We start from the raw sequence: 22521 nt of genomic DNA on the forward strand, positions 1-22521 counted from the left end.
TCGTCCTTATGGCTACGGAAGACGCGGTGCGCGAGGCACTGGCGACGGTGAACGACCCCGAGATCAACCGGCCCATCACCGAGCTCGGGATGGTCAAGTCGGTGGAGATCGGCGCGGACGGAGCGGTCGCGGTCGCCGTGTACCTGACGGTCTCCGGCTGCCCCATGCGGGACACCATCACGCAGCGGGTGACCGACGCCGTCTCGCGGGTCGAGGGCGTCACTCGGGTCGACGTCGAACTGGACGTGATGAGCGACGAGCAGCGCAAGGAGCTGGCGAACGCCCTGCGCGGCGGCCAGACCGAGCGTGAGGTGCCCTTCGCCAAGCCGGGCAGTCTGACCCGGGTCTACGCGGTCGCCTCCGGCAAGGGCGGCGTCGGCAAGTCGTCGGTCACGGTGAACCTGGCGGCGGCGATGGCGGCCGACGGTCTGAAGGTCGGTGTCGTCGACGCCGACATCTACGGCCACTCCGTGCCGCGCATGCTGGGCGCCGACGGGCGGCCCACCCAGGTCGAGAACATGATCATGCCGCCGTCGGCCAACGGCGTGAAGGTCATCTCGATCGGCATGTTCACCCCGGGGAACGCGCCGGTCGTCTGGCGCGGCCCGATGCTGCACCGCGCGCTCCAGCAGTTCCTGGCGGACGTGTACTGGGGCGACCTGGACGTCCTGCTGCTCGACCTGCCGCCCGGCACCGGCGACATCGCGATCTCCGTGGCGCAGCTCGTGCCGAACGCCGAGATCCTCGTCGTGACGACCCCTCAGCAGGCGGCCGCCGAGGTGGCGGAGCGGGCCGGTGCGATCGCCGTGCAGACCCACCAGAAGATCGTCGGCGTCGTCGAGAACATGTCGGGGCTGCCCTGCCCGCACTGCGGCGAGATGGTCGACGTGTTCGGCACGGGCGGCGGCCAGATGGTCGCCGACGGCCTGACCCGCACCACCGGCGCCTCGGTCCCGGTCCTCGGCTCCATCCCGATCGACGTGCGCCTGCGCGAGGGCGGCGACGAGGGCAGGCCCGTGGTCCTGTCCGACCCGGAGTCCCCGGCGGGCGCGGCCCTGCGCTCGATCGCGGGCAAGCTGGGCGGCCGTCAGCGCGGCCTGTCGGGGCTGTCGCTGGGGATCACGCCCCGGAACAAGTTCTGAGCCTTCCACGGCCCGTACGGCACCGGGGGCGCTGTCCTGAGGGACGGCGCCCCTTGTCGTGCTGCTGCCGGCGCGCCCGGCGCGCCGGTCAGGCGTCGTAGGCGGCGATGTCCTTGACGACCGAGAAGGCGAGTCCGTAGGCGCTCATGCCACGGCCGTACGCCCCGAGGTGGACGCCCCGGTCGGTGGTACCGGCGAGCACCCAGCCGAACTCGGACTCGCGGTAGTGGAAGGGCGTCGGCACGCCGTCCACGGGCAGGGACAGCGTCGTCCAGTCCTCCCCGTCGAGGTCGTCGGCGAGCACCCACGCGGTCTCGGTCTGCTGCTCCAGCCAGTTGTCGCGCAGGGAGTGGTCCATCTGGCCGGGCCAGGTGAAGGACAGCAGCCCCACCCCGGCGAGCCACGCCGCCGAGGAGACCGAGGTGGCCTCCAGCAGGCCCGTGCCGTCGGCGCTGCGCCGGTCGGGGTTGGCGGCCACCGTCACGACCACCGCGAACCTCTCCTTGGCGTCCTGCTCGTCACCCGCCACGTGCTCGTTGCGCACCGACGGTTCGTCGCCGTGTCCGATCGATCCGTGCTCCACGGACCCGTCGGCCGACGTGCCGACCTGCATCAGCCAGCGCCGCCCCGTGAACGCCTCGTCGAGGCCGTACCACGGGAAGTGCGCCCGCAGATAGCCGTCGACCGTACGCCGGGCGGAGGGGACTGGTTGTCCGTCCTCCGCGGCCGGCGCCTGCGCGACCGCCGCGTTCGTCGTCTCCATGTGCCCGGACGCCTCCTCGCTCTCGTCGGAGCGGATCGGCCCACCCCCCTTCGGGCGCACTCGTCCGCTCCGCACAACAACTCGGCAGCATAGCCACACCCGTGGGGACAGCCGGGAAAGCGCCCGGCGCGTGGGCCGCACCGGTGCCGTGATCGGGGCACGTGCGACCGGTTCGGAGTATGAGACGCGTCACGTACGACAGGCCGCAGGGAAGCGGAGAGCCGGTCCGCCGGGGCTCAGGTGGCGTCGACGTCGAAGGGCGGGCGTTCGTCCTGCGCGGCGGTCTCGGGCTTCTTGGACATGTCGATCTTCTTCGACATGTCGATGGCCCCGCCCGGGGAGCCCGCCGACGGCGTCTCCGGCTCGCGGCCGTGGACCGCGTCGGCGACCTCGGCCATGTCCTTCTTCATGTCGAAGCTGTTGCGGATCTCCTTGAGCCCCAGCTCGTCGTTGTCCAGCTGCTTGCGGATGAACGTCTTGGGGTTGAGGTCCTCGAACTCGAAGTCCTTGAACTCGGGGCCCAGCTCCTCCCGGATGTCCCGCTTGGCGCTGTCCGAGAACTCCCGGATCTTCCGGATGGTCCGCGTGATGTCCTGGATGACCTTCGGGAGCTTGTCCGGACCGAACACGAGCACGGCGAGGACGACGAGCGTCACCAGCTCGAGTGCGCCTATGTCATTGAACACCTGAAGCTCCTTGGGATGTCCGGGCCGCAACCACGGTACCCGCCGATCCCGCCCGGCCGGTACCGTCCCGTGACCACCGACCGTGCGTATGCGAGCGCTTTCCCGATTGTTTGCCTTCCCGGCCCCGGTTCCTGGCCGTGTGCCGGTCTGTCCTGGTTCAGCCTCCGTCGGAGGAGCCGAGCACCAACGAGACGTTCATCTCCTTGCCCTGCCGCTCCACGGTCAGCGCCAGGCGGTCGCCGGGGCGGTGGGCGCGGGTCTTGACGATGAGTTCCTCACCGGAGTGCACGCGCCGGCCGTCGACCTCGGTGATCACGTCCCCGGCCTTGAGGCCGGCGTCGGCACCGGGTCCGCCCGCGGTGACCGGGGGGCCGCCGTCGCTGCCCTCGGTGCCCACGCGGGCGCCGTCGCCGGTGTAGCCCATGTCGAGGGTGATGCCGATGACCGGGTGGGTGGCCTTGCCGGTGTTGATCAGCTCTTCGGCGACGCGCTTGCCCTGGTTGATGGGGATGGCGAAGCCCAGGCCTATGGAGCCGGCCTGGCCGCCCTCGGACTCGGCGCCGCCGCCGTCGGCGGAGCGGATGGCGGAGTTGATGCCGATGGCCCGGCCCCGGGCGTCCAGGAGGGGGCCGCCGGAGTTGCCGGGGTTGATGGGCGCGTCGGTCTGCAGCGCGTCGACGTACGACACGTCGCTGCCGTCGCTCTCCTCGCCGCCCGCCGTGATGGGCCGCTCCTTGGCGCTGATGATGCCGGAGGTGACCGTGCCGGCCAGGTCGAAAGGCGCCCCGATGGCGACTACGGGGTCTCCGACCTGCACGTTGTCGGAGTTGCCGAGGGGCATCGGGGTGAGGCCGTCGACGCCCTTGACCTTCACCACGGCCAGGTCGTATCCGCTGTCGCGGCCGACGACCGTGGCCTCGGCGGTGTCGCCGCTGTTGAAGGTCACGGTGATCTCGCCGCCGTTCCCGGCGGGCTCGACGACGTGGTTGTTGGTGAGGATGTGGCCGCGGCCGTCGAGCACGAAGCCGGTGCCGGTGCCCGCGGCGTCGCTGCCGCTCACGTGCAGCGTCACCACGCTGGGCAGGGCCCGCGCGGCGATCCCGGCGACGCTGTCCGGGGCCCGGTCGGCCGGTTCCTTCCCGGCCTGCGGCAGTTCCACCGTGCCCAGGCCGCCGTGGCGTTCCAGGTACGCGCCCACGGCGCCGCCGATGCCGCCGGAGACGAGGGCGATCAGCACGATGCCGACGACGAGTGTCCGGCGGGCCCGCTTACGCCGCTGCCCGGGCGCCTCGGCGGTGGCGCCGTTCTGCTGGAGCGGGCCGGCGGCCGCCGCGGCCCAGGGGTCGTACCGCCGCCAGGGGTCGGGCGCGGGCGCGCCCGCGGGCGGGGTGCCGCCGGGGAGCGGGGCCGGCGGCACGGACGCGCCGGGCGCGGTGGGGGTGCCCGCGGCGGGGGCGCTCATGGGTGTCCGGGGGGCCGGCGCCGGGTGCGGGGGCAGCGGGGCCGGGGGCGGGGCGTCCGCGTAGGCCGGGTCGGGTGTCGCCGCTGCGGGCGGTGCGGCGGATCCCGGGGGCACCGGTGCGGGGGGTGCCGTCGTGCCGTGCGGCAGCGGGGCCGGTGTGCCGTGCGCCGGCGTCGTCCCCGGGTGCTGGACCGGCGGGGCGGGGGCCCAGGGACCGGGCTCGCCGTAGGGCGGGGTGCTGTACGGATCGGGGTCGTGCAGGGGCCGGGGGCGCTCGGCGACGGGGGTGGTGGCGGAGGCCGGGCGGTCGTCGGAGCGGGGGTCGACGGGGGCGGCCGGGGCCTCGGGGATGCCGACGGCGCCGGTGTCGGGGCCCGTGTCCCCGGAGAGGGCGTCGGCACCGGGTGCGCCCGGGGTGTCGGTGGTGGTGCGGGGCTCCGGGACCGTCACGGGGGCGTTCTGAGCCGGCCCGTCGGGGCGCGCCGCGGGACCGTCCAGCTCGTAGTCGCCGTCGCGGTCCCGCTCACCGGTCGCTTCGGGCGTCTCCGGGCGCTCCGACGGGAAGTCGTCCCCGGCGGCACGCGGACGTGCCAGTTCGAAGTCTCCGTCGGAGCCGTCCCCGGACGGGCGAGGACGGCTCCACCACTTCGCCTTCGTGGGCTTCCCCTCGTTCATGCTCTCCCCACACCTGGCCGCAGATCGTCGGCTCCAAGGGCTCTGGTGCCACCCCGGATTCAATCAGGTCCGCGTGCCGGTGCGCAGATCCCGTCAGGGAGCCGGCCGGTGGGACGCGGCGGGGAGCGCCGAGGCCCGGGCGGAGGAGACCGGGTCGGGGACGGGTGCGGTGAACAGACCGGGCGGTCCGGCCGCGGGCGATGCGGTCACCGGTGCTTCGACCGTGGGCCGTGCGGCCGCGGGCGGCGACGGCCAGGCGGGCGGGACGAGCGGCAGAAGCCCGTTCAGCGGCCGTATCAGCGGGGAGACGGTGACCGCGCCGACCGGGACCGGCGCGGTCAGCGCCCGTACGGGCTGCTGCCGTGGATCGGCGACCGCGGGGACCGGCAGGCCGGGCAGCAGCGGTGCGGACACCCCGGTCGGCGCCACGGGGCTCTCGCCGAGTCCCCGCTGGCCCTGGGCCTGTCCGAGCAGTGGGCCGGCCGAGCGGCGCCGCTGGTTCTCCGGGGCCTTGGACGCCGCCGCACCCTGGGTGCCCATCGGCGTCACATTGCTGCCGGAGCCGGAGCCCCTGGCCTCCGTGGTCGTGGTGTCGGGCGTGCCGAGGGTGACACCGCCCAGCGCGATCGCGGCCAGCGACACCGCTCCGGCGGCGACGAACGCGAACCGCATCCCGCGCGAGGCCGACCGCTCCGACTCCTGCCGGCTCACGTCATGGATCCGGAAGCCCCGGTCCGCCGAGGAGGGCAGCAGAGAGGAGTGGGACCGGGCGGGGACGTATCCGAACTCGAACTTGCCGGGCATCCCGGGCATCGGGTCGGAGAAGCCCCCGCCGCTCAGCGGCGAGCCGCGGCCGTCCGTGTCACCGCCGCCCGGAAGACCCTGGAGCCGGGCCAGGAAGCTCTCGGACGGGGCCGGCGGGGCGGCGGCCGCGAAGACGTTCTTCAGACGGCGCTGCGCGTCGACCTCCGCCTTGCACTTCGGGCAGGTCGCCACGTGCGCCAGCACGCGCTCACGCGCGTCATGACCGAGCTCTCCGTCCACCAGGGCGGAGAGTCGGTCTCCCAGGTGCTGCTCCGCGAGGTGTCCCTCCGGATTCGGCCGTGACCCACTCACGCGCTCGTGCCCCCTCCTCCCAGTACCGGAACGCGGGCCACGAAGGAGCGGCGTTCGGCGCGGGCCTGGGGAGAACGGTGCGCGAGGGCCTTGCGCAGCTGGGACCGGCCCCGGTGGATACGGGAGCGGACGGTGCCGAGCTTGACGCCGAGGGTCGCGGCGATCTCCTCGTACGACAGCCCCTCGATGTCGCACAGGACGACGGCGGCGCGGAACTCGGGGGCGAGGGTGTCCAGCGCCTGCTGGACGTCCGCGTCGAAGTGGGCGTCGTGGAAGACCTGCTGCGGGGTGGGCTCCTTGCTGGGCAGCCGCTCGGCCGCGTCCTCGCCGAGGGCGTCGAAGCGGATGCGCTGCTTGCGGCGCACCATGTCCAGGAACAGGTTGGTGGTGATGCGGTGCAGCCAGCCCTCGAAGGTCCCCGGAGTGTAGGTCGACAGGGACCGGAAGACGCGGACGAAGACCTCCTGCGTGAGGTCCTCGGCGTCGTGCTGGTTGCCGGTGAGGCGGTAGGCGAGGCGGTAGACCCGGCCGCTGTGTGTGCTGACGATCTCCTCCCAGGTGGGCGGAGTCCACGCCTGCCCGTCCGCGTCGCTGGTGAAGGTCGCGGTCTGGGTCTGTCCGGTGGCGGGACCGGCGTGGCTGTGGTCAGCAGCGGTGTCGTTCACGGATTTCGGCCTGCCCGCCGATCCGAGAAAGCGCCGCAGCACTCCTCCCCGATCCACAGGTGCGGCCGCACCTCCCCTGTCGGCTCTGGTGGTGTCCAGTGGAGCCCCTACCATAGCCACCTCGCCCGTTAGCTCCGGATAAGCGGTTTTACGAGAATTTGATCTGAGCCCGTACCGCTCGTACGGCTGCGTCAGCACTTGCGCGGTGCCGCTGCCCATCCGCTTCCCCCCGTCGCCGTACCGGCCGCTCCGTCGCGTCTTCCCGTACCCCTTTAAACGACCGGTCCCATCTGCGGGTTCCCGAGGCCAACGGATACAGTCACGCCGAGGCAACGACGGGGACAGGAGAGGGTCATTACCGGCAACCGGCAGACGAGCTGGGCGTTCGCCGACGCCTATGTCGCCGAGGACGACGCGCTGCGCTGGGCACGCGACCGGGCCAGCGAGGCGGGCCTGCGCTCGGTGACGCCCGGCACGGGCTCGGCGCTCGGGTTGCTCGCCGCCGCCGTGGACGCCAAGGCGGTCGCGGAGATCGGTACCGGCTGCGGCGTGTCGGGGATCCATCTGCTGCAGGGCATGCGGCCGGACGGGGTCCTGACCACCGTCGACCCGGAGCCGGAGCACCAGCAGTTCGCCCGGCAGGCCTTCCGGGCCGCGGGCTTCGCCAGCAACAGGGCGCGTTTCATCCCGGGCCGCGCCCTGGAGGTGCTGCCCCGGCTGGCCGACGCCGGCTACGACCTCGTCTTCTGCGACGGCGACCGGCTGGAGTACCCGGACTACCTAGCTGAATCGTTGCGCCTGCTGCGTCCGGGGGGTCTCGTCGCCTTCGAGGGCGTCTTCGGCGCGGGCCGGACGATCGACTCGGGACCGCAGCCCACCGAGGTGCTGCGGCTGCGGGAGGTGCTGCGCGCGGTGCGGGAGAGCCAGGAACTGGTGCCGTCGCTGCTGCCGGTGGGCGACGGGCTGCTGTGCGCGGTGAAGCGGTAGCGGCAGCCGTGTGCGGCCCGGGGAAGCGGCGCGGAGAACCGCCTCGGAGAAGCGGTGTCCGGCGCGGGGAAAACCCGCCGGAAGTGTCCGCGGGAATCCGGAAATCCGGAGAAGTCGGGGAAGAACAATCGCCCCGGCACCAGCTACGGCACCGGGGCGACTGAACGGGTATGGTCGCTTGCGCGTCAGCCGACGACCTTCTTGAGGGCGTCGCCGAGCGCGTCGGCCTCGTCGGGGGTCAGCTCGACGACGAGTCGACCGCCGCCTTCGAGCGGAACGCGCATGACGATGCCCCGCCCCTCCTTGGTCACCTCGAGCGGGCCATCGCCCGTCCGCGGCTTCATGGCCGCCATGCTCGTTCCCCTTCCTGATACCAGCTCACCGTCACCGCCGACGGCCCGTGAGGGCACGCGCAGTCCGGCACGGACGCGCGACACCGGCATCGAACACATTGCTTCCCAGCCATTATCCCGCATCCCAGGACCCGATGACCAACATCGGTCCGCATCGCTTGGGCAACGCGCGCGAGCAAAACCACTCAATTCGGCGATGTGACTGCGATACTGCGCGCCCCGCCCCACTTCCACCGAATGGATACGGACCGGAATTCTTTGACGGAGGTCACACCCCCGCGGCGGTCCGCCGCCGGTGATCTCCGTCATGCTGTCCCTCAGACACAAGCCGCGACGCGGAGGGGATATCCATGGCCGACACCGTGCTCTACGAGGTGAGCGACGGGCTCGCGACGATCACGCTGAACCGCCCCGAGGCGATGAACGCGCTGGACATCGAGACCAAGGTCGCGCTCCGGGACGTGGTGCGGTCCGCCGCGGCGGACGACGCGGTACGGGCGGTGCTGCTGACGGCGGCCGGGGACCGGGCGTTCTGCGTCGGCCAGGACCTCAAGGAGCACATCGGGCTGCTGGCCGCCGACCGGGAGACGGGCGAGGGCCGGACCATGAGCACGGTCCGCGAGCACTACAACCCGATCGTGCGGGCGCTGGCCGAGGCGCCGAAGCCGGTGGTCGCCGCCGTGAACGGGGTGGCGGCCGGGGCGGGCTTCGGCTTCGCGCTCGCCGCGGACTACCGGATCGTCGCGGAGACGGCGGCCTTCAACACGTCGTTCGCGGGCGTCGCGCTGACCGCCGACTCGGGCGTCTCCTGGACGCTGCCGCGCGTCGTCGGCCCCGGGCGCGCCGCCGACCTGCTGCTGTTCCCGCGCAGCATCAAGGCCCGGGAGGCGTACGACCTGGGCATCGCCAACCGGCTCGTCCCGGCCGCCGACCTGCGCGCCGAGGCCGAGCGGACGGCGCGGGCCCTGGCCGAAGGGCCGACGGTGGCGTACGCCGCGCTGAAGGAGTCGATGGCGTACGGGCTGACGCACTCGCTCTCCGAGACGCTGGAGAAGGAGGACGAGCTCCAGTCGCGGGCCGGGGCGTCGCAGGACCACGGGATCGCGGTGAGGGCGTTCGTCGAGAAGCGGAAGCCGGTGTACCTGGGTCGCTGAGCCGGGGCACGTAGGGCGCTGAGCCGGGCGCGCACGGGCGGGCACGGGCGGGCGGGCGGTGCGGGAGGTGTCCCGCGCCGCCCGCCCGTGCCGTTCACGCGCGGCGTGCCACGCAGGCCGCCAGGTGGTCGTCGACCAGTCCGCACGCCTGCATAAGCGCGTACGCCGTCGTGGGGCCGACGAAGCGCAGGCCTCGCTTCTTCAGGGCCTTCGACAGGGCCGTCGACTCCGGGGTGACGGCCGGGACGTCGGCGAGGGTCTTCGGCACCGGGCGGCCGTCCGGGTCGGGGGCGTGGGACCAGATCAGCTCGTCCAGCTCGCCGGGGGCCCAGCCGGTCAGCACGCGCGCGTTGGCGAGGGTCGCGTCGATCTTGGCGCGGTTGCGGATGATGCCGGGGTCGGCGAGCAGCCGCTCGCGGTCCTCGTCGGTGAACTCCGCGACCTCGGCGATCTCGAAGCCCGCGAAGGCGGTGCGGAAGCCCGGGCGGCGGCGCAGGATCGTGATCCAGGACAGGCCGGACTGGAAGGCCTCCAGGCTGAGCCGCTCGAACAGGGCGTCGTCGCCGTGGACCGGGCGGCCCCACTCCTCGTCGTGGTACGTCACGTAGTCCGCGGTGGACAGGGCCCAGGGGCAGCGCGGCGCGCCGTCCGGGCCGGTGACGGCCTCTCCGGCGCTCACTGCTGCTCCTCCTGCGCCGGCTTCTCCGGGGCGCCGTGGTGGACGGCGGCGGCCCGGGCACCCGCCAGCGCGGACTCCAGGTCGGCGATCCGGGCGTCGCGCTCGGACAGTTCCGCGCCGAGGCGGCCGAGGGCGTCGTCGACGTCCGCCATGCGGTAGCCGCGGACGACGAGCGGGAAGCGGAGCCGCTCCACGTCCGCACGGGCCACCGGGCGGTCCGGGGGCAGGGAGTCCCTCAGCTGCTCGGGGGCGGCCTCGGGCAGCGGCCCGCTGTCGCCGCCGCTCACCACGGCGAGCGTCACCGCGGCGACCACGACGGCGAGCGCGACGACGAGGAAGAGGAACATGACCATCGCTGGGGCCCCCACGGTCGATCTGGTCGGATCTTTGTCGGATCGGGCGCCGCGATCGCGTGGTGCTGTGGTGCGAGGTGCGTGGACGGATCGCGTCGGCTGGTTGGATCGGAGTCGTTGTGTCGGGTCCGATCGTGCCATGCGAGTCTGACAGTCGGGATCGCAGGCGGTCGAACGCGGGCGGTCGAAGGTCGAAGGACGCGGGCGAGGGACGGAGTGGACGAGGAGATGTCACAGGGGATGCTCAGGCTGGGCAGGCGCGAGTTCGCGCCGCACGAGCCGGTGATCATGGCGATCGTGAACCGGACCCCGGACTCCTTCTACGACCAGGGCGCCACCTTCCGCGACGAGCCGGCGCTCGCGCGCGTGGAGCAGGCCGTGGCCGACGGGGCCGCGATCATCGACATCGGCGGGGTGAAGGCCGGGCCCGGCGACGAAGTGTCGGCCGAGGAGGAGGCACGGCGGACCGTGGGCTTCGTCGCGGAGGTGCGGCGGCGGTTCCCGGACGTCGTGATCAGCGTGGACACGTGGCGGCACGAGGTCGGCGAGGCCGTGTGCGAGGCCGGGGCGGATCTGCTGAACGACGCGTGGGGCGGTGTCGACCCGAAGCTCGCGGAGGTGGCGGCGCGGTACGGGGCGGGGCTGGTGTGCACGCACGCGGGTGGCGCGGAGCCTCGGACGCGGCCGCACCGGGTGGTGTACGACGACGTCATGGCCGACATCCTCGACGTGACGGTGGGGCTGGCCGAGCGGGCGGTGGCGCTGGGGGTGCCGCGGGAGTCGGTGCTGATCGATCCGGGGCACGACTTCGGGAAGAACACGCGGCACAGCCTGGAGGCGACGCGGCGGCTCGGGGAGATGGCGGAGACGGGGTGGCCGGTGCTGGTGTCCCTGTCCAACAAGGACTTCGTCGGGGAGACGCTGGACCGGCCGGTGAAGGAGCGGGTGCTGGGGACGCTGGCGACGACGGCGGTGTCGGCCTGGCTGGGGGCACGGGTGTACCGGGTGCACGAGGTGGCGGAGACGCGGCAGGTGCTGGACATGGTGGCGACGATCGCCGGCCACCGGGAGCCGGCGGTCGCCCGGCGGGGGCTGGCGTAGGGCGGGCGGTCGCGGGACCGGGTGGGGTGGGCGTGGGGGGCCCGCCCCTGCGCCCTTACCCGTTCCCTTCTCCAGGGGCTCCGCCCCTGGACCCTGGCGGGGACTGCGCGGGGGCCGCGCCCTCTGCGCCCCCGCAGGGCCCGCGTCCCCGGGCCGCCGCCGGGCTCGCGTCCCCGGGCGCTGCCGGGTCCGCCGGGGTCCGCCGGGGTCGCGGCCTGCCCCCTGCCGCGGTCAGCGGCCCGCCTCCTTGGAGACCAGGGCCACTGCCTCCTCCACGTCGTCCGTGACGTGGAACAGGAGCAGGTCCTTCTCCGCGGCCTTGCCCTGGGCCACCAGGGTGTTGCGGAGCCAGTCGACCAGGCCGCCCCAGTACTCCGTCCCGAAGAGGACGATGGGGAAGCGGGTGACCTTCTGGGTCTGGACCAGGGTGAGCGCCTCGAAGAGTTCGTCGAGGGTGCCCAGGCCGCCGGGCAGGACCACGAAGCCCTGGGCGTACTTCACGAACATCATCTTGCGGACGAAGAAGTAACGGAAGTTCAGCCCGATGTCGACATAGGGATTGAGGCCCTGCTCGAAGGGCAGCTCGATGCCGAGGCCGACCGAGATGCCCTTGGCCTCCAGCGCGCCCTTGTTGGCCGCCTCCATCGCGCCCGGCCCGCCGCCGGTGATGACCGCGAAGCCCGCGTCGACCAGGCCCCGGCCCAGCCGGACCCCGGCGTCGTACTCCGGCGAGTGGACCGGCGTGCGGGCGGAGCCGAAGACGCTGATCGCGGGCGGGAGTTCGGCGAGCGTGCCGAAGCCCTCGATGAACTCCGACTGGATCCGCAGGACGCGCCAGGGGTCGGTGTGGACCCAGTCCGTGGGGGCCCGCTCGTCCAGCAGGCGCTGGTCGGTCGTGCTCCCCTGGACCTGGTCCCGCCGCCGGAGGACCGGGCCCAGGCGCTGCTCATCGGGCGGCTGCTTCTTGCCCTCCGGGTTGCCTGTAGGCATATGCGCTCCCTCCGTGTGCAGGTCGTTCCACCTCAGCGTAGATCTACGCGGGTTACGTACGGGGGACGTCAGCATGTCCGGCACGCAGCGGCGTAAACCCGGACCGGGTCGTCCGGATCATGCCGTCAGCCAGGACCGCAGCCGCTCCTCCCCCGCGAGGATCTTCGACGTCTCGACCCGTTCGTCCCGCTTGTGCGCCAAGTGCGGGTTGCCCGGGCCGTAGTTGACGGCGGGGACGCCGAGCGCGGAGAAGCGCGACACGTCCGTCCAGCCGTACTTGGGCTGCGGGGTGCCGCCGACCGCCTCGATGAAGGCCGCCGCGGCGGGGTGGGACAGTCCCGGCAGGGCCGCGCCGCTGTGGTCGTCGACCACGAACTCCGCCACCCCGCAGTCGGCGAACACCTCGCGGACGTGGGCGAGGGCGTCCTCGGGGCTGCGGTCCGGGGCGTAGCGGAAGTTGACGGTGACCACGCACTCGTCGGGGATGACGTTGCCCGCGACCCCGCCCGTGACGCCGACCGCGTTGAGGCCCTCGCGGTACTCCAGGCCGTCGATCACCGGGTACCGCGGCTCGTAGGCGGCCAGGCGGGCGAGGATCGGGGCGGCGGCGTGGATGGCGTTGGACCCCATCCAGCTCCTGGCGGAGTGCGCGCGCTCCCCCGTCGTCCTCAGCAGCACCCGCAGGGTGCCCTGGCAGCCGCCCTCCACCTGGCCGTCCGACGGTTCGAGGAGCACGGCGAAGTCGCCCTCCAGCCACTCGGGGTGCGCCTCGGCGACGTGCCCCAGGCCGTTCAGCTCGGCGGCGACCTCCTCGTTGTCGTAGAAGACGAAGGTCAGGTCGCGGTTGGGCGCCGGGACCGTGGCCGCGATGCGCAGCTGCACGGCGACGCCCGCCTTCATGTCGCAGGTGCCGCAGCCCCACAGGACGCCGTCCTCGTCCAGCCGCGAGGGGACGTTGTCGGCGATCGGCACGGTGTCGATGTGCCCGGCGAGGATCACGCGCTCCGTCCGGCCCAGGTTCGTGCGGGCCACGACGTTGTTGCCGTACCGGTCGACCGTCAGGTGCGGCAGGGCGCGCAGCGCGCCCTCGATCGCGTCCGCCAAGGGCTTCTCGGAGCCGCTCTCGGAGGGGAAGTCGACGAGCCGCGCGGTGAGCTCCGCGGCGTCCAGCGTGAGGTCAAGCGGGGTATCGGCCATGCCGTCGACCCTACCCGCCGGGTCGTGGGCCGCCTTCTCGCGCATCATCCGCACCGGGGGCCCCAGAAGTCCTACTCTCCAGTACCTTGTACGCGTGTCTGAGCCGTCCTCCACCCGCACACGCCGTGGCCGCCTCCTCCGCTTCGGGGCCGCCCTGGTCGTCCTGCTCGCGGTCGCCGGTTATCTCACGGTCCAGTACGTCACCGGCGGCGCGCCGGGCTGCAAGGTCGTCTCGGGCGAAGACGACCGTACGGCCTACGAGTTCACACCGGAGCAGGCGGTGAACGCGGCGACGATCACCGCCGTCGGCACCGCGCGCAAGCTGCCCGAGCGGGCGGTGACGATCGCCCTGGCGACCGCGTTGCAGGAGTCCGCGCTGCGCAACATCGACTACGGCGACCGCGACTCGCTCGGCCTGTTCCAGCAGCGGCCCTCGCAGGGCTGGGGCAGCGCGAAGGAGATCATGGACCCGGCGTACGCGGCGGGCATGTTCTACGACCACCTGGTCGAGGTGCCCGACTACACGCGGCTGCCGCTGACGGTCGCCGCGCAGCGCGTGCAGCGCAGCGGGTTCCCCGACGCGTACGCCAAGCACGAGCCGGACGCCACGCTGCTGGCGGCGGCGCTGACCGGGCGGTCCGCGGCGACGCTGACCTGCGAGGGCCGCCCCGGCGAGCAGCGGGCCACGGGTCCGGACGCGGTGCGCGCGGCGCTCGTACGGGACTTCGGGCGCGATGTGCTCCAGCCGGTCGGCGCGGAGGTGGGCGGCTCGGCGGAGCCCCGCCCCACGGCGTCCCCGGGCACCGGCGGCTCCGACGGGCGGACCGTGACACTGCCCGTGGACGACGGCTCGGGCACGGACCGGGCGGCCGAGCGGCGCGGCTGGCAGCTGGCGCACTGGGCGGTGGCCAACGCCTCCGCGCTGCGCATCGAGCGGGTCACCTACGCCGGGCGGCAGTGGACCGCCGGGAACACCGACAGCAAGTGGTACGCGACGGGCGGGTCCGGCACGCACGGTGCGGAGCAGGGCGCGGGAGCGGTCCGGATCACGTCCGCGCGATAGTGCGAGCCGTCCCCCGTGGGAGGGAGTCGTCGGGGCGGCGGGTCGACGGGGGACGCGGGTTTTCACGTCGCCGCCCCCGAATCCGGCGGAGCCCGGGAAAGCAAAGGGCTGTAAGGATTCGGCAGGCTTTGCGGACGGAGCCCTTTTGCCCGCTTTTCCGTGCAACCGATAATGCGACGCATTGCCAACTCTTTAGGTTGGGCCGCCGCAACCTTCGTGGCCTTCGAGCGGTAGTCACTGCGTCCGAGCCCGGCGATCACCCGCCGGGCGAGGTCGGAACCTCATCGTTCACTTCCGTCGAAGGAGCATCATGTCCCTCCCCCTGACCCGCCGGATCGCCCGTGCCGCGCTGCTCGTCGCTGCGGGAGCGGCAGCCGGGGTCGGTGCGGCCGGCTCCGCCAGTGCGGCTCCCGAGCTGCCGGCCGCCCCGAACCTCGGCGGGCTGACCGCGCTGGACGGGGCGAACGTCGGCGAGGCCGTCGACGGCGCCGCGCAGAACGTCACCAAGGTCGCGGGTGACACCGGCGGCAAGGCCGTCAAGAAGACGGTGCCGGCCGCGGGGAAGACCGGTGGCTCGGTCGTGAAGAAGGCCGCGGGCGACGCGACGGACACCACCGGGGAGCTGGTCGGTGACGCCGCCTCGACGGCCACGAAGGGCGGGCTGCCGGCGAGTGACACGCTGCCGGTGCAGGGGCTGCCGCTGCGCTGACGAGTGTCCGACGACGGCCTGTTGCGGCGACGGGGTCCGGGGGGGTGTCCCCCGGACCCCGTCGCTTTGTCGTGCGGGTGCGTGCGGCTGCGGACGGCCGCGTGGGTTGTGGGCGCTCGAGTGCTACAGGCGGCTCACTGCCGCTGCCACGCGGTCGTCCGTGGCGGTGAAGGCCACTCGGACGAAGTTCTCGCCCGCGGGGCCGTAGAAGTCGCCGGGGGCCACGAGGATGCCCCGTTCGGCCAGGTGGGCGACCGTGTCCCAGCAGGACTCGTCGCGGGTGGCCCACAGGTAGAGGCTGGCCTCGCTGTGCTCGATGCGGAAGCCGTGGCCGAGCAGCGCCTCGCGCAGGGCCGCGCGGCGGGCCGCGTAGCGCTCGCGCTGGACGTGCACGTGCTCGTCGTCGCCGAGGGCCGCCACCACGGCCGCCTGGGTCGGCGCCGAGGTCATCATGCCGCCGTGCTTGCGGATCTCCAGCAGCGGGCCCAGGACGGCAGGGTCGCCGGCCAGGAAGGCCGCGCGGTAGCCGGCGAGGTTGGAGCGCTTGGAGAGGGAGTGGACGGCGACCAGGCCGTCGTACGAGCCGCCGTTGACGTCCGGGTGGAGGACGGAGACCGGGTCGGCCTCCCAGCCCAGCTCCAGGTAGCACTCGTCCGAGACGACGAGGACGCCGTGCTCGCGGGCCCAGGCCACGATCCTGGTGAGGTCGGCCCGGGAGAGGACCTTGCCGGTCGGGTTGGACGGTGAGTTGAGCCAGAGCAGCTTCAGGCCCGCCGGGTCCAGCTCGGTCGGATCGTCGTACGCCTCGTACTCCGCGCGGGCCAGGCGGGCGCCGACCTCGTAGGTCGGGTAGGCGAGCCGCGGGAAGGCCACGCGGTCGCCGGGGCCGAGGCCCAGCTGGGTCGGGAGCCAGGCGACGAGTTCCTTGGAGCCGACGATCGGCAGGACGTGGCGGTGGGTGACGTCGCGGGCGCCGAGACGGCGCTCGACCCAGCCGGTGATCGCGTCGCGCAGTGCCGGGGTGCCCCAGACGGTCGGGTAGCCCGGGGAGTCCGCCGCGTCGATCAGGGCCTTCTGGATCAGCTCGGGGACCGGGTCGACCGGGGTGCCGACGGAGAGGTCGACGATGCCGTCCGGATGCGCGGCGGCCGTCCTCTTGTAGGGCTCCAGCTTGTCCCAGGGGAAGGTGGGCAAGCGGTCGGAGACTGCGGACACGGTGGTGGCTCACTTTCTCGTGGGCGCCCGGTACGGCAAACGCCTCGGTCCCGTGCGGCGCCGGTCGGGGTGACCGGGCCGTACGGGACCGAGGCGGCGCGCGTGCGGGCCGCCGTTACTTGTTCTGCGGCGGCAGCGCGGCGACGAAGGGGTGGTCGCGCTCGATCAGACCCAGCTTGCTGGCGCCGCCGGGCGAGCCGAGCTCGTCGAAGAACTCGACGTTCGCCTTGTAGTAGTCCTTCCACTCCTCCGGAGTGTCGTCCTCGTAGAAGATCGCCTCGACCGGGCAGACCGGCTCACAGGCACCACAGTCGACGCATTCGTCCGGGTGGATGTACAAGGACCGCTGGCCCTCGTAGATGCAGTCGACCGGGCACTCCTCGATGCACGCCTTGTCCTTCACGTCGACACAAGGCTGCGCGATGACGTAGGTCACGCTGTCGTTCCTCCTCGATAGGGCGCTGGCGGGCCTCCTCAGGCTCCGCCGCCTGGCGCGCGGGAGCGCGGCGTCGTCGATGCCCGCCCCTAGTATCTCCGTTCTTGGGCATGATCCGAACAGGAGGGGTGGACCGACCCGTGGAATTCTCTGCCGCCGGGCGGCTCGAGGTCCGTATTACGGCTGCTGACGTGGGCAAACGAGTCTCTGTGCGGTGCTTGAGGGAGCCTGGTGTCGCGGCGGAGAAGTTCACCGACACGGTCGGGGTTCTCACATCATGGGACGATGGTGTGCTGCTGATCACACGGAAGAGTGGCGAATCGGTCCGGATCGCTCAATCCACCGTGGTGGCGGGCAAGGTGGTGCCGCCCGCCCCGGCGCGTCGCCGCGGCCCCGCCGCGTCCTACGAGGAGCTGGCGCGGGTCGCCGCGCGTGCCTGGCGGCCGGTGGAGAGCGAGTGGCTCGGCGAATGGGAGCTGCGCGCCGCCGCCGGCTTCACCCGGCGGGCCAACTCCGTACTGCCGCTCGGCGAACCGGGGACATCGCTCGACGACGCGCTGAGCGCCGTACGCCGCTGGTACGAGGCACGTGGCCTGCCCGCGTACGTCCAGACCGCCACCGGGGCCGAGGGCACGCAGGAGCTGCTGTGCGCGGAGCTGGAGCGGCGGGGCTGGGTGCGGGAGGTGACGGCCGAGGTGTGGACCGGCGCGCTGGCTCCGGTCGCCGACCGGGCCGAGGGGGCCGGGGTGGTGCTGTCCCGGGAGGCCGACGAGGCGTGGCTCGCCCGGTATCAGCGCAAGGGCGTGAGCGAGGTGGCACTGCGGGTGCTGGGCAGCGGTCCCTCGGTGTGGTTCGCGACGGTGCCCGGCGCTGAGGCGCCGGCCGCGATCGGGCGGTGTGTCGTGGACGGGCGGTGGGCCTCCTTCGCAGCCGTCGAGGTCGACCCCGGGCAACGGCGACGGGGGCTCGCCACCGCCGTCATGGCCGCGCTGGCCCGGCGGGCGCTCGACGAGGGCGCCTCGGCGGCGTGGCTCCAGGTGGAGGCGGACAATGCGGGGGCGCGGGCGCTGTACGCCGGGATGGGCTTCTCGGCGCACCACGCGTATCACCACTACCGCGCGCCGGAGGGCGCCGATCGCCGTGAGGGGGCGCGAGCCTGATATGCGTCGTCACCTTCCCCAACCGCCGTCGTCCGGGCGTTCCGCCGAGGTGCGGCGCCGGTTCGCCGAGGAGGCGCGGTCCGAGCGGCCCGATCTGTCGACGCTGTGCCTCCTGGTGGGCGCCGTGGCGGACGGGGGCCTGGACGAGGAGGGGCTGGACGCCGCGCAGATGGAGCTCGACCGGCTGGCCGGGCAGGTGCCGTTCCGGCCGGGGTCGCCGCGGGCGTGGGCGGTCGCGCTGCGGGACCTGCTCGGTGAGCGGTACGGGTTCCACGGGACGGCGGCGGACTACCGGCGTCTGGAGTCCTCGCTGTTGCACGAGGTGCTGCGGCGTCGGCGGGGGCTGCCGATCCTGCTGTCGGTGGTGTGGCTGGAGGTGGCCCGGCGTGCGGGGGCTCCGGTGTACGGGGTGGGGCTGCCGGGGCACTTCGTGGTCGGGTTCGGGCCGGAGGAGGAGCGGGTGCTCGCCGATCCCTTCGACGGGGGGCGGGTGCTCAGCGGGAACGACGCGGAGGTGCTGGTGGCGGGGGCGACGGGGGCGGGGCTCGACCCGTCGATGCTGGAGCCTGCGGCGCCGTTGGACGTGGTGTCGCGGATCCTGAACAACGTCCGGGCGTGGGCGGCGGCTCGTCCGGAGCGGTCGGACGTGGGGCTCTGGGCGATCGAGCTGGCGTTGCTGTTGCCGTCGCATGCGGCGCGGCTGCGGTACGAGCGGGCGCAGTTGCTGGTGCGGCGGGGGGAGTTCGTGGCGGGGGCGGTGGAGCTGGAGGCGTACGCGGATGTGGTCGCGGCGGTGGACGAGGGGGCCGCGGAGAAGGTGCGGGGGGAGGCTCGGGCGGCTCGGGCGTTGCTGAACTGAACGCCCGCTGCGGGTGGGGGCGTGGGGTCGGTGGTGTCGCTCCGCCTTGCGGGGGTGCCGCCGGTGCCGTTGGCGGCGAGAGGGATGCGCGGCCCGGCGTTGCGGGGTGCCTCCCCCAGAGGGGGGACCCCCAGCTCACCCGTGCCGCCCCTGGGGGTACCTCCCAGGCCGTTCAGGCACTGGGGGAGGCACGACTGCCCGCAGGCTGGGCGGGCGGGAAGGCGGGTGAGGCGCGGCAGGCCACCGGCTGGGCGGGGCACGCGGCTGCCGAGCCGGGCGGCTACAGCCAGCCCTTTTCTCGGGCTATGCGGACCGCCTCCGCCCTGTTGCGGGCCGTCAGTTTCTGGATGGCGGTCGAGAGGTAGTTGCGGACCGTGCCCTGGGAGAGGTGGAGGGCCCGGGCGAGTTCCGCGTTGGTGGAGCCGTCGGACGCGGCGCGCAGGATCTCGCGTTCCCGGTCGGTGAGGGGGTTGGCGCCCTCGGCGAGGGCCGCTGCCGCCAGGGTGGGGTCGATGACCCGCTCGCCCGCCAGTACCTTCCGTACCGCCTCGGCCAGTTGGGCCGCCGGAGCGTCCTTGACCAGGAAGGCGTCCGCGCCCGACTCCATGGCGCTGCGCAGATAGCCGGGCCGGCCGAAGGTGGTGAGGACGATCAGCTTCACCGCGGGGAGTTCGCGGTGCAGCAGGGCCGCCGCCTCGATTCCGGTCGCGCCCGGCATCTCGATGTCCATCAGCGCCACGTCCACGCCGTGCTCGCGGGCGGCGTCCAGCACCTCGTCGCCGCGCGCCACCTGGGCGACGACCTCGATGTCCTCCTCCAGGCCGAGCAGGGCGGCCAGTGCCTCGCGGACCATCGCCTGGTCCTCCGCCAGCAGGACCTTGATCGTGCGGCTCATGCCCCGGATCCTACGTCCGCGACGGCGTGGGCCGGCACGCGGGCGACCAGCCGGAAGCCCTGCCGGGTCCGGCCGGCCTCCAGCTCGCCGCCCGCCTTCTCCAGGCGCTCGGCGAGCCCGGTCAGGCCGTTGCCCGGGCCGGCGGCCGGCCCTCGGCCGCCGGAGCCGTTGTCCTCCACCGACAGCTCCAGCACCGGACCGTCGAGGGTCTGGCGGCGCAGCAGTTCCACCGTGCAGCGCCGGGCGCCGCTGTGCCGTACGACGTTGGTGACCGCCTCGCGCAGGGCCCAGGCGAGGGCCGACTCGGACTCCTCCGGCACGCCGGTCAGGTCGGGTTCGGCGGGCAGTTCGGGGACCACGCCGGCTGCCGTCAACGCCACCTGAGCGCCGGCGAGTTCGGCGGTCAGGCGGGGGCGCCGGTAGCCGGTGACGGCCTCGCGGACGTCGACGAGGGCCTGGCGGCTGACCTGTTCGATGTCGGCGACCTGCTGGGCGGCCTTGTCCGGGTGGCCGGGGAGCATGCGGCCGGCCAGTTCGCTCTTCAGCGTGATCAGGGAGAGCGAGTGGCCGAGCAGGTCGTGGAGGTCGCGGGCGAGCCGCAGCCGCTCCTCGTTGGCGGCGAGGTGGGCGACGGTGGCGCGGGCCTCGCGCAGCGCGATGGTGGTGCGGATCAGCTCGCGCACGCCGGTCATGGCGAAGCCGCCCAGCAGCGCCGGGAGCAGCAGGCCGCCGATGAAGGAGGTGCCGCCCGGCACCGCGAACGCGAGCGCCGTCAGCAGCGCCGAAGCGCCCGGGATGGTCCAGCGGGCCAGGCGCAGCGGCAGGGCGGCGCCGGAGGCGATCGACACGTAGACGAACAGGACGAGCCACTCGCGGCCCAGGGTGAGCGCGAGGACCGTGGACTGGGCCGCGAGGACGGCGAGGGAGCCCATGACCACGCCGGCCCGGTCTCCCCTGCCGGTGCGGAAGAGCAACAGCATGTACCAGACCACGAAGACGGCGAGACCGAGCCAGCCGAGGACCTGGACGCCCGCGGCGTGACCGCCGTGCAGCAGGTCGCTGACGGGGGCGCTCAGGTAGGCCAGCCAGATGGCGGTCCACATGACCTTGATGGTCTTCTGCCTGCGGTTCTCCGGGCGTTGCCCGATGCCGACGCCGCTCACGCCTTCAGCGTGTCCTTCCGGTACAGCCAGGCCGCGCCGCCCGTGAAGAGCACGAACGAGACGGCGAGAATGGCGAGATCCTGTGCGTGCGGGGCGTGACTCTGTTCGATCGCCTGCCCCAGGGAAGCGTACGCGTGTGTGGGCAGCCATTCGGCGATGTCCCGGAGCCAGCCCGGGAAGGTGGTCGTGGGCATCCACAGGCCGCCGAGCATGGACAGGCCGAAGTAGACGATCATCGTGATGGGACGGACCGCGTCCCCGGTCGCCAGGTAGCCGATGGCGACGCCGAGCGCGGCGAAGACCAGGCTGCCCGCCCAGATCGCGCCGGTCAGGGCGAGCCACTGCCAGGCGTCCAGGCGCACGTCCTTCACGGCGGCGGCGACCACGAAGACGATCACGATGGAGGGCAGGCTGACGACGGCGGCGCTCGCGGTCTTGGCGAGGACGTAGCCGCGGCCGGGGAGCGTGGTCAGCCGCAGCTGCCGTACCCAGCCGCTCTCGCGCTCCTTGGCGATGCGTTCGCTGTTGCCCATCAGCACGGCGGTCAGGGCGCCGAAGGAGGCCATGGAGACCATGAAGAAGGTGGGCAGGGTCAGGCCGGTGCCGTCGACCTCGGTGGTGCCGTCGGCGCTGCCCGCGATGAGCAGGAACAGGGCCGAGGGGTAGATCACCGAGAAGAACAGGAACTTGCGGTTGCGCAGGGCACGGGTGAGTTCCAGCTTGATCAGGCTGTTCACGACTGCTTGGCCTCCTCGGCGGCGGTGATGGCGACGAAGGCCTGCTCGAGTCCGAGGCCGGCGACTTCGAGGTTGCGGGGGTAGAGGCCGAGGCCGTACGCGGCGTGCACGGTGGCGTCGGCGTCGGAGGACTGGATGCGCACGGCCCGGCCGGAGACGGTGAGGGAGGTCAGGAAGGGCAGGGCGCTCAGGGCCCGTTCGTCGATCGGGCCGTCGAGGTCGAAGGAGATCCGGCGGGCCCCGGCCCTGGCCTTGATCTCGGCGGCGGTGCCGTCGGCCAGCAGCCTGCCCCGGTGCAGGACGAGCACCCGGTCGGCGATGGCGTCGGCCTCCTCCAGGTAGTGCGTGGCGAACAGGACCGTGCGGCCCTGCTCGGCCTGGGCGCGCATGGTGGCCCAGAAGGCCTGGCGGGCGGAGACGTCCATGCCGGTGGTGGGTTCGTCCAGGACGATCAGGTCGCTGTCGCCGGCGGTGGCGAGCGCGAAGCGGACGCGCTGGGCCTGGCCGCCGGAGAGCTTGTCGACCTTGCGGTCGGCGAACTTGGTGAGACCGGCGCGGGCCAGGACGTCGGCGACCGGGTAGGCCCTGGGGTGGAGCGCGCAGCCGAGCCGGACCAGTTCGGCGACGGTGACCTCGTCCATCAGTCCGCCGCTCTGCAGCATCGCGCCCACCCGCCCGGCCACGATGGCCTCGCGCGGGCCGGTGCCGAGGACCCGGACGGTGCCGGTGTCGGGCTGCCTGAGGCCGAGCAGCAGGTCGAGCGTGGTCGACTTGCCCGCCCCGTTCGGCCCCAGCAGGGCCACGGTCTCCCCGGGGCGCAGGGTGAGCGTCAGGCCGTCGACGGCCCGGACGTCCCCGTAGCTCTTGGTCACCTGGTCGAAACCGACCACCTCTGTCGTCGTCATGCCGGTCATCGTGGCCGCCGGGGCCGGGTGCGCGGCAGTGTCGGCGGTCCCGAGTG

Annotated in this window: 24 protein-coding genes; 8 read left to right on the top strand and 16 right to left on the bottom strand. The window is 73.3% G+C overall.

The features are described from left to right. Window positions 1–8 precede the first annotated feature (8 nt). The gene (locus tag AB0E77_RS00235) at window positions 9–1142 is read left to right on the top strand and encodes an Mrp/NBP35 family ATP-binding protein (RefSeq protein WP_361563305.1); all 1134 of its coding nucleotides are present in this window, start codon (window positions 9–11) and stop codon (window positions 1140–1142) included. 88 nt (window positions 1143–1230) lie between these two features. Here AB0E77_RS00235 and AB0E77_RS00240 read toward each other — a convergent pair whose 3' ends face one another. The 5 genes from AB0E77_RS00240 to sigE form a co-directional block, all read right to left on the bottom strand. Next, window positions 1231–1905 (bottom strand): hypothetical protein, encoded by a 675-nt coding sequence (locus AB0E77_RS00240; protein WP_361563309.1) that lies wholly within the window; start codon window positions 1903–1905, stop codon window positions 1231–1233. 236 nt (window positions 1906–2141) lie between these two features. Further along, the gene (locus tag AB0E77_RS00245) at window positions 2142–2591 is read right to left on the bottom strand and encodes a sec-independent translocase (RefSeq protein ID WP_361563312.1); all 450 of its coding nucleotides are present in this window, start codon (window positions 2589–2591) and stop codon (window positions 2142–2144) included. A 157-nt stretch (window positions 2592–2748) separates the two neighbouring features. Further along, window positions 2749–4728: a trypsin-like peptidase domain-containing protein gene (locus tag AB0E77_RS00250; RefSeq protein WP_361563315.1), complete on the bottom strand. Its 1980-nt coding sequence runs from the start codon at window positions 4726–4728 to the stop codon at window positions 2749–2751. 93 nt (window positions 4729–4821) lie between these two features. After that, window positions 4822–5844: a zf-HC2 domain-containing protein gene (locus AB0E77_RS00255; RefSeq protein WP_361563318.1), complete on the bottom strand. Its 1023-nt coding sequence runs from the start codon at window positions 5842–5844 to the stop codon at window positions 4822–4824. Further along, a complete protein-coding gene (gene sigE / locus AB0E77_RS00260; RefSeq protein ID WP_361563321.1) occupies window positions 5841–6509 on the bottom strand; it encodes an RNA polymerase sigma factor SigE in 669 nt (222 codons plus the stop codon). Before sigE ends, AB0E77_RS00255 begins: the two co-directional genes overlap by 4 nt. A gap of 288 nt (window positions 6510–6797) precedes the next feature. On the opposite strand from sigE, the gene AB0E77_RS00265 reads away from it, so the two are divergent. Beyond that, complete coding sequence (locus AB0E77_RS00265) at window positions 6798–7496, top strand: O-methyltransferase (RefSeq protein ID WP_361564390.1); 699 nt, start codon at window positions 6798–6800, stop codon at window positions 7494–7496. 185 nt (window positions 7497–7681) lie between these two features. Here the strand turns inward: AB0E77_RS00265 and AB0E77_RS00270 are convergent, their stop codons facing one another. Further along, window positions 7682–7849 carry a DUF3117 domain-containing protein gene (locus AB0E77_RS00270; protein WP_003966491.1) on the bottom strand — a complete coding sequence of 56 codons (168 nt, stop codon included), beginning with the start codon at window positions 7847–7849 and terminating at the stop codon, window positions 7682–7684. A 350-nt stretch (window positions 7850–8199) separates the two neighbouring features. Here AB0E77_RS00270 and AB0E77_RS00275 point away from each other — a divergent pair, with 350 nt between their 5' ends. Then, on the top strand, window positions 8200–9003 hold the full coding sequence (locus AB0E77_RS00275; RefSeq protein ID WP_361563324.1) for an enoyl-CoA hydratase-related protein: 804 nt from the start codon (window positions 8200–8202) through the stop codon (window positions 9001–9003). 94 nt (window positions 9004–9097) lie between these two features. Here AB0E77_RS00275 and AB0E77_RS00280 read toward each other — a convergent pair whose 3' ends face one another. Further along, window positions 9098–9682: a DNA-3-methyladenine glycosylase I gene (locus tag AB0E77_RS00280; RefSeq protein ID WP_361563327.1), complete on the bottom strand. Its 585-nt coding sequence runs from the start codon at window positions 9680–9682 to the stop codon at window positions 9098–9100. After that, on the bottom strand, window positions 9679–10035 hold the full coding sequence (locus tag AB0E77_RS00285; protein ID WP_361564393.1) for a DivIVA domain-containing protein: 357 nt from the start codon (window positions 10033–10035) through the stop codon (window positions 9679–9681). The genes AB0E77_RS00280 and AB0E77_RS00285 overlap by 4 nt, the downstream gene beginning before the upstream one ends. A gap of 240 nt (window positions 10036–10275) precedes the next feature. Between AB0E77_RS00285 and folP the strand changes: the two genes are divergently transcribed. Next, window positions 10276–11136 (top strand): dihydropteroate synthase, encoded by an 861-nt coding sequence (gene folP, locus AB0E77_RS00290; RefSeq protein ID WP_361564396.1) that lies wholly within the window; start codon window positions 10276–10278, stop codon window positions 11134–11136. Window positions 11137–11367: 231 nt separating this feature from the next. Here the strand turns inward: folP and AB0E77_RS00295 are convergent, their stop codons facing one another. Continuing rightward, window positions 11368–12126 carry a TIGR00730 family Rossman fold protein gene (locus AB0E77_RS00295; protein ID WP_361563329.1) on the bottom strand — a complete coding sequence of 253 codons (759 nt, stop codon included), beginning with the start codon at window positions 12124–12126 and terminating at the stop codon, window positions 11368–11370. Window positions 12127–12243: 117 nt separating this feature from the next. Beyond that, window positions 12244–13323, bottom strand: a complete 1080-nt coding sequence (gene dapE, locus AB0E77_RS00300; RefSeq protein ID WP_361563332.1) for a succinyl-diaminopimelate desuccinylase — start codon at window positions 13321–13323, stop codon at window positions 12244–12246. Between the two features lie 94 nt (window positions 13324–13417). Here dapE and AB0E77_RS00305 point away from each other — a divergent pair, with 94 nt between their 5' ends. Together AB0E77_RS00305 and AB0E77_RS00310 are read left to right on the top strand one after the other, a co-directional pair. After that, complete coding sequence (locus tag AB0E77_RS00305; protein WP_361563335.1) at window positions 13418–14386, top strand: heavy metal transporter; 969 nt, start codon at window positions 13418–13420, stop codon at window positions 14384–14386. A 310-nt stretch (window positions 14387–14696) separates the two neighbouring features. Next, entirely contained in the window at window positions 14697–15095 is a 399-nt protein-coding gene (locus AB0E77_RS00310) for an ATP-binding protein (protein ID WP_361563338.1), read from the top strand. A gap of 123 nt (window positions 15096–15218) precedes the next feature. Here AB0E77_RS00310 and AB0E77_RS00315 read toward each other — a convergent pair whose 3' ends face one another. Together AB0E77_RS00315 and fdxA are read right to left on the bottom strand one after the other, a co-directional pair. Further along, window positions 15219–16310 carry a bifunctional succinyldiaminopimelate transaminase/glutamate-prephenate aminotransferase gene (locus tag AB0E77_RS00315; RefSeq protein WP_361563341.1) on the bottom strand — a complete coding sequence of 364 codons (1092 nt, stop codon included), beginning with the start codon at window positions 16308–16310 and terminating at the stop codon, window positions 15219–15221. 115 nt (window positions 16311–16425) lie between these two features. Then, window positions 16426–16746, bottom strand: a complete 321-nt coding sequence (fdxA, locus tag AB0E77_RS00320; RefSeq protein ID WP_361563344.1) for a ferredoxin — start codon at window positions 16744–16746, stop codon at window positions 16426–16428. Window positions 16747–16886: 140 nt separating this feature from the next. Between fdxA and AB0E77_RS00325 the strand changes: the two genes are divergently transcribed. Together AB0E77_RS00325 and AB0E77_RS00330 are read left to right on the top strand one after the other, a co-directional pair. Beyond that, on the top strand, window positions 16887–17906 hold the full coding sequence (locus tag AB0E77_RS00325) for a GNAT family N-acetyltransferase (RefSeq protein WP_361563347.1): 1020 nt from the start codon (window positions 16887–16889) through the stop codon (window positions 17904–17906). 1 nt (window position 17907) lies between these two features. After that, the gene (locus AB0E77_RS00330) at window positions 17908–18765 is read left to right on the top strand and encodes a transglutaminase-like domain-containing protein (RefSeq protein ID WP_361563350.1); all 858 of its coding nucleotides are present in this window, start codon (window positions 17908–17910) and stop codon (window positions 18763–18765) included. Window positions 18766–19045: 280 nt separating this feature from the next. On the opposite strand, the gene AB0E77_RS00335 is transcribed toward AB0E77_RS00330, so the two are convergent. From AB0E77_RS00335 to AB0E77_RS00350, 4 genes are read right to left on the bottom strand one after another with little or no spacing between them, the layout of a single operon-like run. Further along, complete coding sequence (locus AB0E77_RS00335; RefSeq protein WP_361563353.1) at window positions 19046–19660, bottom strand: response regulator transcription factor; 615 nt, start codon at window positions 19658–19660, stop codon at window positions 19046–19048. Beyond that, the gene (locus AB0E77_RS00340) at window positions 19657–20823 is read right to left on the bottom strand and encodes a histidine kinase (RefSeq protein WP_361563356.1); all 1167 of its coding nucleotides are present in this window, start codon (window positions 20821–20823) and stop codon (window positions 19657–19659) included. The genes AB0E77_RS00335 and AB0E77_RS00340 overlap by 4 nt, the downstream gene beginning before the upstream one ends. Next, a complete protein-coding gene (locus tag AB0E77_RS00345; protein ID WP_361563358.1) occupies window positions 20820–21560 on the bottom strand; it encodes an ABC transporter permease in 741 nt (246 codons plus the stop codon). The genes AB0E77_RS00340 and AB0E77_RS00345 overlap by 4 nt, the downstream gene beginning before the upstream one ends. After that, window positions 21557–22465, bottom strand: a complete 909-nt coding sequence (locus tag AB0E77_RS00350) for an ABC transporter ATP-binding protein (protein WP_361563361.1) — start codon at window positions 22463–22465, stop codon at window positions 21557–21559. The genes AB0E77_RS00345 and AB0E77_RS00350 overlap by 4 nt, the downstream gene beginning before the upstream one ends. Window positions 22466–22521 lie beyond the last annotated feature (56 nt).

Source organism: Streptomyces sp. NPDC032940 (assembly GCF_040636935.1).
GTDB lineage: Bacteria > Actinomycetota > Actinomycetes > Streptomycetales > Streptomycetaceae > Streptomyces.

Coding starts and splice junctions, on each gene's coding strand:
- AB0E77_RS00310 (WP_361563338.1), top strand. CDS start 14,697: ATGTCCCTCCCCCTGACCCGCCGGATCGCCCGTGCCGCGCTGCTCGTC.
- AB0E77_RS00285 (WP_361564393.1), bottom strand. CDS start 10,035: ATGGTCATGTTCCTCTTCCTCGTCGTCGCGCTCGCCGTCGTGGTCGCC.
- dapE (WP_361563332.1), bottom strand. CDS start 13,323: ATGGCCGATACCCCGCTTGACCTCACGCTGGACGCCGCGGAGCTCACC.
- AB0E77_RS00250 (WP_361563315.1), bottom strand. CDS start 4,728: ATGAACGAGGGGAAGCCCACGAAGGCGAAGTGGTGGAGCCGTCCTCGC.
- AB0E77_RS00335 (WP_361563353.1), bottom strand. CDS start 19,660: ATGAGCCGCACGATCAAGGTCCTGCTGGCGGAGGACCAGGCGATGGTC.
- AB0E77_RS00235 (WP_361563305.1), top strand. CDS start 9: ATGGCTACGGAAGACGCGGTGCGCGAGGCACTGGCGACGGTGAACGAC.
- AB0E77_RS00240 (WP_361563309.1), bottom strand. CDS start 1,905: ATGGAGACGACGAACGCGGCGGTCGCGCAGGCGCCGGCCGCGGAGGAC.
- AB0E77_RS00350 (WP_361563361.1), bottom strand. CDS start 22,465: ATGACGACGACAGAGGTGGTCGGTTTCGACCAGGTGACCAAGAGCTAC.
- AB0E77_RS00270 (WP_003966491.1), bottom strand. CDS start 7,849: ATGGCGGCCATGAAGCCGCGGACGGGCGATGGCCCGCTCGAGGTGACC.
- AB0E77_RS00295 (WP_361563329.1), bottom strand. CDS start 12,126: ATGCCTACAGGCAACCCGGAGGGCAAGAAGCAGCCGCCCGATGAGCAG.
- folP (WP_361564396.1), top strand. CDS start 10,276: ATGCTCAGGCTGGGCAGGCGCGAGTTCGCGCCGCACGAGCCGGTGATC.
- AB0E77_RS00330 (WP_361563350.1), top strand. CDS start 17,908: ATGCGTCGTCACCTTCCCCAACCGCCGTCGTCCGGGCGTTCCGCCGAG.
- AB0E77_RS00275 (WP_361563324.1), top strand. CDS start 8,200: ATGGCCGACACCGTGCTCTACGAGGTGAGCGACGGGCTCGCGACGATC.